This is a genomic window from Rathayibacter sp. AY1C2, assembly GCF_002931195.1.
In the GTDB taxonomy this organism is placed as follows: Bacteria; Actinomycetota; Actinomycetes; order Actinomycetales; family Microbacteriaceae; genus Rathayibacter.
In genome coordinates this window covers 1-12,562 of sequence record NZ_PSWG01000008.1, presented here as the reverse complement: position 1 = coordinate 12,562, position 12,562 = coordinate 1, and the positions used below count along the sequence as shown (strand labels likewise).

The following is a 12,562-nucleotide window of genomic DNA, read 5'->3' as shown; positions in this document are numbered from 1 at the left end:
TCGGAGCGGGTGTCAGGGCTGCGGAGGCGCCGCGCGCGGAGGGCCCGCGACGGTGCGGCTCGCGAGCGCGCCGATCCCGTCGAGGGCGATCAGGACCTCCTGGCCGGGCCCGACCTCGACGGCCGTGCCGGGCGAGCCGGTGAGGACGACGTCTCCCGGGTGGAGCGTGAGGTGGGAGGTGAGGTGCACCAGGATCTCGGCGGCGCGCCAGCCGAGGCGCTCGTTCGAGGAGACGGCCCGCACCTCCCCGTCGACGCTCACCGTGATGCCGACCGCGTCGACGTCGACTCCGGTCTCGATCCACGGTCCGAGCGGCGTCCAGCCGTCGCCGTTCTTGCCCTGGAGGAAGAGGCCGTCGGCGGCGATCATCCCGGGAGCGGTGACGTCGTTCGCGACCGTCGCTCCGAGCACGTGCGCGAGCGCGTCCTCGGGCGTGAGGTGCCGCGCGGTGCGGCCGATGACCAGGGCGAGCTCGCCCTCGACGACCACCGGGCCGATGCCCTCGTCGAGGACGATCGGATCGCCGGGCCCGGCCAGCGTGTGCGCGGTCTTGTGGAAGGCCTGCGGCGGCAGCAGCCGGTCGGCCGCGGAGCCGTTGTGCGCCATGCCGAGGATGACGCGGGGCTCCACCGGGGCCAGCAGCTGCGCGCCCTCGACGGGCCAGCGGCGGCCCGTCTCGACCGGCTCCGCGGCGAAGGCGTCCTCGATCTCGCGCCACTCCCCCGCGACCTGGAGGACGACAGCCGGTCCGTCCTCGGCCCGGATCCGCGCGAGGCGCATCAGCGGACGCCCCTCGGCTCGACGCCGGTGCGGCTGCTCGTGCTGCTCGTGCTGCTGGTCGCCACGGTGCCTCGCTCACTCCGGCCCGCAGAGGCGGGATGGGCCGAGAGTAACAGCCCAGTGAACGGCATTCAACAGAATGGACGGCGAGGCGTCAGGCGGGTGCTCCGGCGACGAGGGGCGGGCGGCCGAGCGCCGCGGCGGCCTCGCGGAGGGCCGCGACGACCTCCTCCTGATCGTCGCCGACCGGCCGGACCAGCGAGACGCCGACCGCGACCGAGAGATCGGAGCGGGTGGCGGCCGGGACCGCGACGGCGACGCCCAGGACGCTGGGGTGCAGCTCGCCGTCGTCGATCGCGTAGCCGCGCACGCGCGCCGCGGCGACCTTGCGGAGCAGCTCGCGGGTCGAGGACGTGGACCGGTCGGTGAAGACGACGATGTCGCGGTCGTCGGCGAAGCGCTCGGCGATCTCGCTGTCGTCGAGCTCGGCCAGGAGCGCCGTTCCGACGGCCGTGGCGGAGGCGGGGTACCGGTCGCCGACGCTCGCGGAGAGCGCGAACCGCTCCCGCCCCTCGTGCACCGCCAGGTAGAGGACCCGCGTGCCGTCGAGCAGCGCGATCTGCACCAGCTGACGCGAGAGCACCGGCGACTCCTCGCAGAGCCGGTAGAACTCGCGCACCGGGTCGAAGCCGGCGAGGTAGTGGCTGCCGAGCTCGACGGTGCGCCGGCCGAGGAGGAAGCCGGAGCCGACGCGGCGGATGAGCCGGCCCTCCTCGAGCGCGGCGCAGAGGTTCGAGGTCGACGACTTGGCGATCCCGAGCTCGCGGGCGATGTCCGTCAGCGTGCGCGGGCCGCCCGCGTCGGCGAGGAGGTCGAGGATCCGCATGGCGCGCGACACGGCCGGGGCGCCCGAGCCCCTGTCGGAGTCGACCGTCGTCGGGGGCGCATCGGGGCGGGCCATGGCGTCCTCTTCCGGGGGCGGGGTCAGTAGAACTCCACCGTATCGACTCGGTTGATCAGGGGCTCCCCGTCGAGGAAGCGGGTGGCGTTGCGCGCGAAGAGCTCGGCGATCAGGCGGTCCTCCGCGACGTTCAGCGCCGCGGTGTGGGGGCTGATCAGGACGCTCGGGTGGCTCCAGAGCGGGCTGCTCTGCTCGAGCGGCTCCTCCGCCACCACGTCGAGCGCGGCGAAGCCGACGCGGCCGTCGTCGAGGGCGGCGAGCAGCGCCTCCTCGTCGACGACCGTCCCTCGGCCGACGCTGACGAACGAGGCGCCGGGGCGCAGTGCGGCGAAGAACTCTGAGCCGACCAGCTTCTCGGTGGCGGCGGTGCCGGGGAGCGTGACGACGACCCCGTCGATCCGGCCCGCCACCTCCGCGATCGCGTCGGGGGCGACGATCTCGTCGACGTGCTCCACCTCGGTCTCGTGGCGGCTCGTGCCGATCACGCGGGCGCCGAGCTGCTGGAGCTTGCGGGCCGTCGCGCGCCCGATCGTGCCGAGCCCCACGATCAGGACCGTCTGCTCCGAGATCAGCCCCATCGTCCACCGGCCGCCCCAGACGCGCTCGCGCTGGAGGGACTGGAGGCGCGGGAGGGACTTGGCACCGGCCAGGAGTCCGAAGACCCCGAACTCGGCGAGCGGCTCGGAGTGGACTCCCGCCGAGGTCGAGAACGCGATGCGCTCGAGCTGCGCGTCGTCGAGCCCCGCGGCCCGCACCTGCGCGCCACCGCCCGCGGGCATCGTCTGCACCCAGCGGAGGCGCGGATTCGCGGCGGCCGTGCGCGCGAGGGCGGCGGGGGTCTCGTCCGGCACGCCGTAGAGCACGTCGGCGGAGTCGACCAGCTCGTCGAAGGCGCGCTGCTGCTCCGGAGTGCGCTGGAACGAGGGGTCTCCGCCGTGGTCGCCCGGGTGGCGCATCGGAGGGAGGAGGCTCTGGTCGGCGACGACGTCGAGGCGCGGCTCGAGCTCGACGATGCGGGCGATCAGCTCGGGGCTGAGCGGCGAGGCGATGATGACGCGGAGGCGATCGGTCACGGGTGTCCCTTCGCGGGACGGTGCGGGAGGCTCTCCCCCGGATCGGCCCGCGCCCACCCTACTTCACTCCTGTGAACCGTGTTCGATATGCTGGGCGCATGCCGGACACCACGACCGCCGCCCTCCCGCCCGCGCGCACCGGCTTCATCGGGCTCGGGAGCATGGGCGCCCCGATGGCCCGGCGCCTCGTCGCCGCCGGCGTCCCGCTCGGGATCACCGCGCGCCCCGCGTCCGCCGACCGCGCCCGCCGCGCCGTCCCCGGGGCGCAGTGGCACGACTCCGCCCGCTCGCTCGCCGCCGCCTCGGACGTGCTGATCGTGATGGTGCCGGACCTGCCGCAGCTCGAGGAGGTGCTCGAGGGAGAAGAGGGAGTGCTCGCCGCGGGGTCGGACCTCGTGCTCGTCGTCTGCTCCAGCGTGTCCGCCACCGGCCTGCGCGAGCTGGCGGGACGCCACCCGCGGCTCCGCCTCGTCGACGCCCCCGTCAGCGGCGGCACCGAGGGCGCCGAGGCGGGGACCCTCTCGATCATGGTCGGCGGGGCGGAGGAGGACGTCGCCCGGGTGCTGCCCGTGCTGTCCGCCTGCGGAACCGCCGTCCGCCTCGGGCCCCTCGGCGCCGGCGAGGTGGCGAAGGCCTGCAACCAGCTCGTCGTCGCCGCGACCATGACCGCGATCGCGGAGGCCGCCGTCATCGCCGAGCGCTCCGGCCTCGACCTCGACACGCTGCTCGCCCTGCTGCAGGGCGGCTACGCGGGCAGCCGCGTGCTCGAGACCAAGCGTGCCGCCCTGGTCGCCCGCGACTACACGCCGACCGGCGTCGCCTCCTTCATGGATAAGGACCTGCGGGCCGCGGCCGACGAGGCGGAGGCGACGGGCACCTCCGCTCCGCTGCTCGGCACGCTCCGCACCGTGTTCCGCGACCTGGTCGACGCCGGCCTCGGCGACGAGGACCTCGCGGTGGTGCACCGCTTCGTCGCCGAGCGCTGAGGCGGGGAGCGTTCGCGCGGAGGCCGGGCGGAGACGTCCCGCTGCGCGCCGGGACGCCGGCGAGGAGCGGCGTCTCGGCGAGGGGCAGTGTCTCGGCACTGACGGGCAGCGGGAAGCCGGCGCCTCACCGCTGCCGGGCGCGTGAGCGCGGCAGCTCGGCGGAGAGGCGCCGCGCGAGAGCAGCCTCCGCGCGTCGGCGCAAGGGCCCCCGCTCCGGGCGTCCCCGACCTAGCGTCGGAGGAACGGCATCATCGAGCGAAGGAGCACGACATGGCATCAGGAGTCGCAACGGTCTGGGTCCCCGTCACGGACATGGAGCGGGCGGTCGCGTTCTACCGCGACACGCTCGGCCTCGAGGTCAAGGACACCTCGGACGACTGGTCGGAGCTGGACGCCGGCGGGCTGATGATCGGCCTGAACGCCCGCGAGTCGGCGACGGTCGCGGAGCAGGGCGGGGCGGTCATCTCGTTCCAGCCCGAGGGCTCGATCGAGGACGAGCTGGAGCGCCTCACGGCGCGCGGCGCGTCGATCGAGGGCGAGATCAGCGACCACGAGTGGGGCCGCATCCTCCCCTTCAAGGACTCGGAGGGCAACGACCTCCAGTTCTACTCGCCGCCGCAGGGCTGAGCGGAGGACCGCCGTCGAGGCGGCCGCGACGAGCGGCGGGCGGGCCGGAGCCGGAGGGCTGCGGTCCGCCCGCCGCTGTGCGTCGCGCGACCCGTCGGTCCTCGCGCAGGTGCGTCACCCGGCCGGTCCGGTCCTCGGATCGTCTCTCCGCCGCACGTGAGGCCCTCCTCCCTGCTCGCCTCCGCACCTGAGGTCCTAGGATCAGCTGTCCGCCGCATCTGCGGACTCCAGATCCGGAGGTCCCCGTGCATCGTCGCCTGCTCCCCCTCGTCCCGGCCGCTGCCGCGCTCCTCCTGCTCGCGGGCTGCTCCGCTCCGTCGACCCCCGCCGGCGACGCGGCCAGCGACGGCGCGACGTCCTCGGTCGGCGGCTCCATCACGGTCTTCGCCGCCGCCTCGCTGAAGGGCGCGTTCACCGAGCTCGCCACGGGGTTCGAGGCCGCCGAGCCCGGCGCGCAGGTCGAGCTCTCCTTCGCCGGCTCCTCCGACCTCGCGACGCAGATCGTCAACGGCGCCCCGGCCGACGTCTTCGCCTCCGCCGACGAGCGCACGATGTCCACCGTCGCCGAGGCCGGGCTCGTCGACGGGGACCCGGTCGACATCGCCACGAACACGCTCGAGATCGCCGTGCCCCCCGGCAACCCGGCGCAGGTCGCCTCGCTCGCCGACCTCGCCCGGCCCGGGACCGCCACCGTCGTCTGCGCGCCGCAGGTGCCGTGCGGAGCAGCTGCCGCCGTGGTCGAGCAGGCCGCCGGGGTCGACATCTCCCCCGTGAGCGAGGAGTCGTCGGTCACCGACGTGCTCGGCAAGGTGTCCTCGGGCGAAGCGGACGCCGGGCTCGTCTACGCGACCGACGTCCGCGGGGCCGCGGGCTCGGTCACCGGCATCCCCTTCGCCGAGGCCTCGGAGGCGGTGAACACGTACCCGATCGCGGCGCTGACCGGAGCGGGCGACCCGGCCACGGCGGCGGCCTTCGTCGCGTACGTCGCCTCCGACGCCGGACGCGCGGCGCTCGCGGCGGCCGGGTTCGGAGCGCCGTGAGAGGCGTCGCGGCGTCGGAGGAGGCCTGCAAGGCGGTCGGCAGGGCGGTCGGCAGGTCGGTCATAGGAGGGTCGTAGGACGGTCATCGGAGGCGCAGATCCCCGGCCGCCAGGGTTGCCCGCGACGGACACCACGATCGACGAGGAGCACGACCATGACCCGCATCCCGGAGCCCCGCAGCACGCCCGACGGACCGGCCTACGAGGGCCGCCGGCTCGACCGCCCCGAGGAGGAGGTGGTCGACCAGGGCCTCCCGTTCGACGTGGGGACCCTCTTCTCGCGGCGCGGCGTGCTGACGCTGGTCGGTGCGGGGGCGGCGACCCTCGGGCTCGCGGCGTGCGCCACCGGAGGATCGGGATCCGCCTCCTCCGCCGCCGCGACCGCCACCGCGACTCCCACCGCGACCGCCACGGCCGGGGCCGGCACCGCGGTCGCCGGCGAGATCCCCGACGAGACGGCCGGCCCCTACCCGGGCGACGGCTCGAACGGGGTCGACGTCCTCGAGCGCTCCGGGATCGTCCGCAGCGACCTGCGCACCAGCATCGGCGGCGGCGCGACGGCCGACGGGGTCCCCCTGGCGCTCACTCTGACGATCCTCGACGCGGCGAACGGGGGCGTGCCGTTCGCCGGAGCCGCCGTGTACGTCTGGCACTGCGACGCGCACGGGGACTACTCGATGTACTCCAGCGGCGTCGAGGACGAGACGTACCTCCGCGGCGTGCAGGTCGCCGACGCGTCGGGCGTCGTCTCCTTCGCCACGATCGTCCCGGCCTGCTACTCCGGCCGCTGGCCGCACATCCACTTCGAGGTGTACCCGGGAGTGGACCCGATCACCGACGCGTCGAACGCGATCGCGACCTCGCAGGTCGCCCTGCAGGAGGAGGCGTGCACCGCGGTCTACGCCCTCGACGCGTACGCGGGCTCGGCCGCGAACCTCGCCCGGGTCGGCCTGGACACCGACTCCGTCTTCGGCGACGACGGCGGAGCCCTGCAGCTCGCGACGATGTCCGGCAGCCCGGCGTCCGGCTACTCCGCGGCACTCACGGCGAGCGTCGACACCCGCACCGCGCCGACCGCGGGCGCCGCGCCCCGCAGCCGCTGAACCCCGTCCTCCTCCGCGAGACGCCGCTCCGGTCCGCGACACGCCGACGGCGGCGTACCGGAGCGGCCTCTCGCGAGAGGGGAACGGGCGTCAGCGCAGGAGGCGGCGGGCGACGGCCACGGCGCCGAGGGCGGCGAGGACCCAGGGGCCGCCGACGAGCAGCGGGTCGAGGATCTGGTGGCGCACGTCGGTCCGGCCGCGGCGCGAGGCGATCGGGTGCGCGTGCGCCTCGGCCAGCACACCGGTCTCGGTGATCGGATCGTCCGGCCGTGTCGTGAGCAGCGAGCGGAGGTGCGCCCCGGTCGACTCCACCCGGTCGCCCAGCACGAGCAGCAGCCAGTGCGCGTGGCGCCCCTCGCTGAACCGGTCGTAGGCGTAGCGGCGGATCGCGCCCGAGAGGCCGTGGAGGGGCTGCGCCGTGCCGAAGACGGCGGGCAGCTCGAGGTGCTCGATGCTCTTCTCGCGACGGCCGTGCGTCCGCATCCTCTCCGGGCGCTCCCAGTGCGCGCCCGAGACGAGGTCGCTGCGCTCGCGGGGGAAGGCGGGCCGGTCGGCGGGATCGAGGTCGGCGCCCCAGCCCGGGATGCGGGCACGCAGCTCCTCGGCGGTCGGCACGCGGACGGGGCGGTCGGCGGTGTACGGCACGGGATCCTCCTACGGGACGACGACGGTCTTGATGCAGCCGTCGAGCTTGGACGAGAACAGGTGGTACCCCTCGGCGATGTGCTCGAGCGGGATGCGGTGCGTGATCAGGTCGCTGGGCGTGATGTGCCCGGCACGGATGTGCTCGAACAGGCGCGGCCACTGGCGGGTGACGGGGGCCTGGTTCATCCGCAGCGTGAGGCCCTTGTTGACGGCGTCGCCGAACTTGACGGCGCTCGCGAGCGGCCCGTAGGCGCCCATCACCGAGACGGTGCCGCCCTTCCGGACGCCGTCGATCGCCCAGTTGAGCGCGATCGGCGAGCCGCCCTCCAGCTTGAGCTTGGCGCCGGTGACGTGCTGGAGGAGGTTCCCGTCGGCCTCCGCCCCGACCGCGTCGATCACGACGTCGGCGCCGAGCCCGCCGGTGGTCTTCTTGAGGGTGACGACGAGGTCGTCCTCCTCGGTGTAGTCGATGGTCTCGGCGAAGGCGAAGTCGCGGGCCTTGGCGAGGCGGTAGTCGATCTGGTCGACGACGATGACGCGGCCGGCGCCCATCAGCCAGGCGGAGCGCGCGGCGGCCAGGCCGACCGGTCCGGCTCCGAGCACCACGACCGTGTCGCCCTCGACGATGTCGCCGAGCTGCGCGCCGAAGTAGCCGGTCGAGAAGGCGTCGGTGAGCATCAGGGCGTCCTCGTGCGGCAGCCACTCGGGGATCCTCGTCGGACCCACGTCGGCGAACGGGACGCGCACGTACTCCGCCTGCCCGCCGTCGTAGCCGCCTGCCGAGTGCGAGTAGCCGTAGATGCCGCCGATCGCGGTGGCGTTCGGATTCACGTTGTGGCAGTTGGAGTAGAGGCCGCGGGAGCAGAACCAGCAGGAGCCGCAGTAGATGGTGAAGGGGACCATCACCGTGTCGCCGACGCTGAGGTTCTCCACCGACGAGCCGACCTCGTCGACCACGCCGATGAACTCGTGGCCGAAGGTGTGGCCGATCCGGGTGTCCGGGAGCAGCCCGTGGTAGAGGTGCAGATCGGATCCGCAGATCGCCGCCATCGCCACCCGGACGATCGCGTCGTTCGGGTGCTCGATCCTCGGCCGGTCCTTCTCCTCCACGCGGACCTTGTAGGGGCCCCGGTAGACCATCGCGCGCATGCCGCCTCCTGTGTCGTCGTCCCTTCAGCGTGCGTCGTGCTCCCGCCGGTCCTCCAGGGGGTTGCGCGCGCGGCCCGGGATCCCCAGCGTCCGTCCCTCCGCGTTCCGCTCCTCCCTCTCCGCGAGATGCCACCCGGATGCGCGGCACGCCGCAGGAAGCGCACCGGAGCGGTATCTCGTGGAGAGGAGACGGGCACGGCACAGGCTCAGCCGCGGACGTAGGATCGACTCCATGCCGCAGATACGGATCAGGGACGCCGCCGCCGCGCTCGGCGTGAGCGACGACACGCTGCGGCGCTGGATCGAGAACGGGACGCTCGAGAGCGCGAAGGACGCGTCCGGGAGACGCGTCGTCGACGGCCTCGAGGTCGCCCGGCTCGCCCGCGCGAACGCCGTGCTGCCGGAGGATCCGTCCCCGGTCGCGCGCTCGGCCCGCAACCGCTTCGTCGGGATCGTCACCGGCATCGTGATGGACACCGTGATGGCGCAGGTCGAGCTGCAGTGCGGTCCGCACCGCGTGGTCTCGCTGATGAGCAGCGAGGCGGTCCGCGAGCTCGGGCTCGAGCCCGGGTCTCCCGCGGTGGCGGTGGTCAAGGCGACCACGGTCATCGTCGAGACGCCGCTCGCCCGCGGCTGATGCGCACCGGGTCCGGCCTGCCGCGCTGGGTCGTGGCCGTCGCCGCGCTCGGCGCCCTGCTGGTGCTGCTCCCGCTCGCCGCGATCCTCGCCCGCGTCGACTGGCCGCAGTTCCTGCCGCTGATCACCTCCGACTCCTCCGTCGCCGCGCTCCTGCTGAGCCTGCGCACCTCCGCCGTCGCGACTCTGCTGTGCCTGCTGCTCGGCACCCCGATGGCCCTCGTGCTCGCCCGCACGGCCTTCCCCGGCCAGCGCCTGCTCCGCTCGCTGGTGCTGCTGCCGCTGGTGCTCCCGCCGGTGGTCGGCGGGCTGGCGCTGCTCTTCACCTTCGGGCGGATGGGCCTCCTCGGCGGCGCGCTGGAGGCCCTCGGCGTCCGCATCGCGTTCTCGACCACCGCCGTCGTGATCGCGCAGACCTTCGTGGCCCTGCCGTTCCTGGTGCTGACGCTCGAGGGCGCACTGCGCAGCGCCGGCGCGCGGTACGAGTCGGTCGCCGCGACGCTCGGCGCGTCCCCCGGGACGGTGCTCCGGCGGATCACGCTGCCGCTGATCCTTCCGGGCCTCGCCTCGGGCGCGATCCTCTCGTTCGCGCGGGCGCTCGGCGAGTTCGGGGCGACGCTGACCTTCGCCGGCAGCCTCGAGGGCACGACGCGCACCCTCCCGCTCGAGATCTACCTGCAGCGGGAGAGCGATCCGGACGCGGCGGTCGCCCTCGCGCTGGTGCTCGTGGTGGTCGCGGTGCTCGTGATCGGTCTCGCGCACGGCCGCTCCGCCCGGGGGGTGCCGCGGTGAGCCTGCTGCTGGAGGCGCGGCTCGCGGCGCGCGGGATCGACGTGCGGATCGACGTGGCCGAGGGCGAGACGATCGCGCTGCTCGGGCCCAACGGCGCGGGCAAGTCGACCGTGCTCGAGCTGATCGCCGGCCTCGTCCGCGCCGACTCCGGGCGGGCGACCGTCGGCGGCGACCTGCTCTTCGACGACCGCCGGTGGACTCCTCCGCACCGGCGCCCCGTCGCCCTGCTGGCGCAGGATCCGCTGCTGTTCCCGCACCTCAGCGTGCGCGAGAACGCGGCGTTCGGTCCGCGCAGCGCCGGCGCCGGGCGGGCGCGGTCCCGCGAGCGGGCGGAGCACGAGCTGGCCGCCGCGGGCGTGGCCGACCTGGCCGACCGGCGCCCGGGGAGCCTCTCCGGCGGCCAGGCGCAGCGGGTCGCCCTCGCCCGGGCCCTCGCGACCGACCCGCGCCTTCTGCTGCTCGACGAGCCGCTGGCCGCGGTCGACGCCCGGACCGCCCCCGTCCTCCGCCGGATGCTCCGCGAGGTGCTCGCCGACCGCTCGGCGATCGTGGTCACCCACGACGTGCTCGACGCCTGGACCCTCGCCGACCGGGTTCTGGTGCTGCACGGCGGCCGGGTGGTCGAGGAGGGGCCGACCGCCCGCGTCCTCACGCGCCCGCGCACCGCATTCACCGCCGAGCTCGCCGGGCTCGAGCTGCTCGAGGGCGTCCGCACCGCGACGGGTCTGCGCACCGCCGACGGGCACGAGCTGTCCGGAGTCGCGGCCGAGCCGGTCGCGGTCGGCGCCGCGGTGCTCGCCGCGGTCCGCCCCTCCGCCGTCTCCGTCGGAGAGGGAGGCCTCCGCGCCGTGATCACCGACGTGGAGCAGCGGGGAGACGCGGTGCGGGTGCGCAGCGCGCTCCTGACCGCCGACGTCCCGGCGGCCGACGCGGCGCGCCTCGACCTCGCGCCCGGCCGCGAGGCAGGCTTCACCGTCGCTCCGGAGGATCTGCTGGTCTACCCGGCGTGAGGGGCGCGCACGAGGAGACGGCTCGCCATCCGGCATGAATCCGTCCCTCGGACCGCCCTGTGCTCGACGCGAGGGACGGCGGGAGCGCCCGTCCCGTTACTCCGCCCCGCCGCCGTCCCCGCCGGGCGCCGCGCCGGACAGCGGGAGCCGCGCCCTCAGCCGCGCCCCCGCCAGCACGGGCGAGTCCGAGAGCTCCAACGAGCCCCCGTAGACCGCGAGCTGCCGCTCCAGCCGTGCCAGGCCCGAGCGCGTCGACCCCTCGACGAGTCCGCGGCCGTCGTCGTCGAGGGTGAGCACCACGACGCCCGCCTCCTCGTCGCCGCGCACCCGCAGCGAGGAGGCGCCGCCGTGCTTCAGCGCGTTGGTGACCGCCTCCTCCAGGAACCGGACCAGGAGCATCCGCTGGTCGAGCGGCGCCTCGGCGCCCTCGGCGGCGAGCGCCGGGATGCGGCCGAGGTCGAGGTCGACGGCGATCTCGGGAGGGAGGCGCGCGACGAGGTCGCGGACGGCGGGGACCAGGCCGTGGTCGATCTCGACCGGGTAGAGGGCGTGGCCGACCGCGCGCACCTCGTCCTCGCGGAGCCGGTCGAGCCGGGCGGCGATGGCGAGCAGCCGCTCCGAGGCCGCCTCGTCGGATGTGCTCGCGACCGCGTGCAGCTCGGCGGTCAGCACCACGAGTCCGTTCTGGAGGCCGCCGTGCAGGCTCTGCGCGACGTCGCGCCGCACCCGCAGCTCCTCCCGCTGCAGGGCCTGCACCGCCTCGAGCGCCTGCACGGAGGCGCGGGCGTGCTCCCGCTCCTTCTCGCGCACGCGCCGTGCCGCGCGCACGAGCAGGTAGCCGTAGGCGGTGATCAGCGCGATCACCGTGGATCCGACGACCAGCTCGACCGCGAGAGCGGGGAGTGCCGAGAGCGGGTAGACGCCGGTCAGCACCTGGAGGCAGCAGCGGACGAGTCCCATCCCCACGGCGATGACCGCCGTCCGGGCCACCCGGCCGCCGCCGGTCGAGCGCTCGGGACGCAGCACCGCGACCAGGGCGATCGCGAGCCCGATCGTCGACACGTTGACCAGGACGCGCGTCGTCACGTCGAGCAGCGGCCCCGGATCGACCCCCCGCAGCGTCCGCGACAGCATCCCGAGCGCGAAGACGGCCTGGAGCGCGGCCAGCAGCGAGAGGACGCCGCCCAGGAGGGCCATCGCTCCGAGGACGATGCGGTTGTCTTCGCGCGCGTCGCGCGGGCCGGCGCTCATCCGGTGTGCTCGAGGAAGAGGAGCGTCGCGTCGACCCGCGGGTTGCGCTCGCCGTCCGAGCGGACGCCGAGGGACGCGTAGACGGCGTTGACGTGGTTGTCGACCGAGCGGACCGCGATGCCGAGGCGCTCGCCGATCGCGGCGTTGGTCAGCCCCGATGCGAGACCCGAGAGCACCTCGTACTGGCGCGGGCTCAGCGCGGCGACCGGGGAGTCTCGGCGGGCGGCGCGGGCGGCGACCAGCGCCGGATCGAGCACGGTGCGGCCGTCCGCCGTCGCGCGGACGGAGGCGAGCAGGGCGGGGGCGGAGAGGGAGGAGGTCTTCGAGAGGTAGCTCCAGCCGCGGGCCTCGGCGCGGTCGAGGCGGAGGAAGCGGTGCATCGCGTCGACGGCCGAGAGCAGGACGATGCCCAGCCCGGGCGCGGTGGACCGCAGCCGGCGCCCGAGCTCGATGCCGTCCCCGTCGCCGAGCTCGATGTCGAGGATCGCCACGTCGAGCTCCGCGGGCCGC

At 74.9% G+C, this 12,562-nt stretch carries 14 protein-coding genes; 7 read left to right on the top strand and 7 right to left on the bottom strand.

The features are described 5' to 3' along the window. Window positions 1–12: 12 nt before the first annotated feature. The 3 genes from C5C55_RS07975 to C5C55_RS07965 form a co-directional block, all read right to left on the bottom strand. Window positions 13–780 carry a fumarylacetoacetate hydrolase family protein gene (locus C5C55_RS07975; RefSeq protein ID WP_104233524.1) on the bottom strand — a complete coding sequence of 256 codons (768 nt, stop codon included), beginning with the start codon at window positions 778–780 and terminating at the stop codon, window positions 13–15. 154 nt (window positions 781–934) lie between these two features. Then, window positions 935–1,741, bottom strand: a complete 807-nt coding sequence (locus C5C55_RS07970) for an IclR family transcriptional regulator (RefSeq protein ID WP_104233523.1) — start codon at window positions 1,739–1,741, stop codon at window positions 935–937. Window positions 1,742–1,764: 23 nt separating this feature from the next. Beyond that, window positions 1,765–2,814 carry a D-2-hydroxyacid dehydrogenase gene (locus C5C55_RS07965; RefSeq protein ID WP_258065100.1) on the bottom strand — a complete coding sequence of 350 codons (1,050 nt, stop codon included), beginning with the start codon at window positions 2,812–2,814 and terminating at the stop codon, window positions 1,765–1,767. A 98-nt stretch (window positions 2,815–2,912) separates the two neighbouring features. Between C5C55_RS07965 and C5C55_RS07960 the strand changes: the two genes are divergently transcribed. The 4 genes from C5C55_RS07960 (at window position 2,913) to C5C55_RS07945 (ending at window position 6,569) form a co-directional block, all read left to right on the top strand. Continuing rightward, complete coding sequence (locus C5C55_RS07960) at window positions 2,913–3,800, top strand: NAD(P)-dependent oxidoreductase (RefSeq protein WP_104233521.1); 888 nt, start codon at window positions 2,913–2,915, stop codon at window positions 3,798–3,800. 270 nt (window positions 3,801–4,070) lie between these two features. Continuing rightward, on the top strand, window positions 4,071–4,427 hold the full coding sequence (locus C5C55_RS07955; protein ID WP_104233520.1) for a VOC family protein: 357 nt from the start codon (window positions 4,071–4,073) through the stop codon (window positions 4,425–4,427). Window positions 4,428–4,672: 245 nt separating this feature from the next. Then, window positions 4,673–5,467: a molybdate ABC transporter substrate-binding protein gene (gene modA, locus C5C55_RS07950; RefSeq protein ID WP_104233519.1), complete on the top strand. Its 795-nt coding sequence runs from the start codon at window positions 4,673–4,675 to the stop codon at window positions 5,465–5,467. A 154-nt stretch (window positions 5,468–5,621) separates the two neighbouring features. After that, window positions 5,622–6,569 (top strand): intradiol ring-cleavage dioxygenase, encoded by a 948-nt coding sequence (locus C5C55_RS07945; protein WP_104233518.1) that lies wholly within the window; start codon window positions 5,622–5,624, stop codon window positions 6,567–6,569. 90 nt (window positions 6,570–6,659) lie between these two features. Here C5C55_RS07945 and C5C55_RS07940 read toward each other — a convergent pair whose 3' ends face one another. Together C5C55_RS07940 and C5C55_RS07935 are read right to left on the bottom strand one after the other, a co-directional pair. Then, window positions 6,660–7,214: a hypothetical protein gene (locus C5C55_RS07940; protein WP_104233517.1), complete on the bottom strand. Its 555-nt coding sequence runs from the start codon at window positions 7,212–7,214 to the stop codon at window positions 6,660–6,662. Window positions 7,215–7,223: 9 nt separating this feature from the next. After that, a complete protein-coding gene (locus C5C55_RS07935; RefSeq protein WP_104233516.1) occupies window positions 7,224–8,363 on the bottom strand; it encodes a zinc-dependent alcohol dehydrogenase in 1,140 nt (379 codons plus the stop codon). A gap of 232 nt (window positions 8,364–8,595) precedes the next feature. On the opposite strand from C5C55_RS07935, the gene C5C55_RS07930 reads away from it, so the two are divergent. The 3 genes from C5C55_RS07930 to C5C55_RS07920 are packed head-to-tail and all read left to right on the top strand — an operon-like array spanning window position 8,596 to window position 10,801. After that, window positions 8,596–9,000, top strand: a complete 405-nt coding sequence (locus tag C5C55_RS07930; RefSeq protein ID WP_104222447.1) for a molybdopterin-binding protein — start codon at window positions 8,596–8,598, stop codon at window positions 8,998–9,000. After that, entirely contained in the window at window positions 9,000–9,791 is a 792-nt protein-coding gene (locus C5C55_RS07925) for an ABC transporter permease (protein ID WP_104222446.1), read from the top strand. Before C5C55_RS07930 ends, C5C55_RS07925 begins: the two co-directional genes overlap by 1 nt. Beyond that, a complete protein-coding gene (locus C5C55_RS07920; protein WP_104233515.1) occupies window positions 9,788–10,801 on the top strand; it encodes a sulfate/molybdate ABC transporter ATP-binding protein in 1,014 nt (337 codons plus the stop codon). Before C5C55_RS07925 ends, C5C55_RS07920 begins: the two co-directional genes overlap by 4 nt. Before the next feature lie 96 nt (window positions 10,802–10,897). On the opposite strand, the gene C5C55_RS07915 is transcribed toward C5C55_RS07920, so the two are convergent. Next, entirely contained in the window at window positions 10,898–12,052 is a 1,155-nt protein-coding gene (locus tag C5C55_RS07915) for a sensor histidine kinase (protein ID WP_104233514.1), read from the bottom strand. Next, window positions 12,049–12,562 (bottom strand): response regulator transcription factor (locus C5C55_RS07910; RefSeq protein ID WP_104233513.1); only part of this gene is annotated, 514 nt, incomplete at its 5' end. The genes C5C55_RS07910 and C5C55_RS07915, both read right to left, overlap by 4 nt.

What these genes read in the sequence shown, in the direction of transcription:
- C5C55_RS07960 (WP_104233521.1), top strand. Translation starts at nt 2,913, where the DNA reads ATGCCGGACACCACGACCGCCGCCCTCCCGCCCGCGCGCACCGGCTTC.
- C5C55_RS07930 (WP_104222447.1), top strand. Translation starts at nt 8,596, where the DNA reads ATGCCGCAGATACGGATCAGGGACGCCGCCGCCGCGCTCGGCGTGAGC.
- C5C55_RS07925 (WP_104222446.1), top strand. Translation starts at nt 9,000, where the DNA reads ATGCGCACCGGGTCCGGCCTGCCGCGCTGGGTCGTGGCCGTCGCCGCG.
- C5C55_RS07955 (WP_104233520.1), top strand. Translation starts at nt 4,071, where the DNA reads ATGGCATCAGGAGTCGCAACGGTCTGGGTCCCCGTCACGGACATGGAG.
- C5C55_RS07935 (WP_104233516.1), bottom strand. Translation starts at nt 8,363, where the DNA reads ATGCGCGCGATGGTCTACCGGGGCCCCTACAAGGTCCGCGTGGAGGAG.
- C5C55_RS07945 (WP_104233518.1), top strand. Translation starts at nt 5,622, where the DNA reads ATGACCCGCATCCCGGAGCCCCGCAGCACGCCCGACGGACCGGCCTAC.
- C5C55_RS07975 (WP_104233524.1), bottom strand. Translation starts at nt 780, where the DNA reads ATGCGCCTCGCGCGGATCCGGGCCGAGGACGGACCGGCTGTCGTCCTC.
- C5C55_RS07970 (WP_104233523.1), bottom strand. Translation starts at nt 1,741, where the DNA reads ATGGCCCGCCCCGATGCGCCCCCGACGACGGTCGACTCCGACAGGGGC.
- C5C55_RS07915 (WP_104233514.1), bottom strand. Translation starts at nt 12,052, where the DNA reads ATGAGCGCCGGCCCGCGCGACGCGCGCGAAGACAACCGCATCGTCCTC.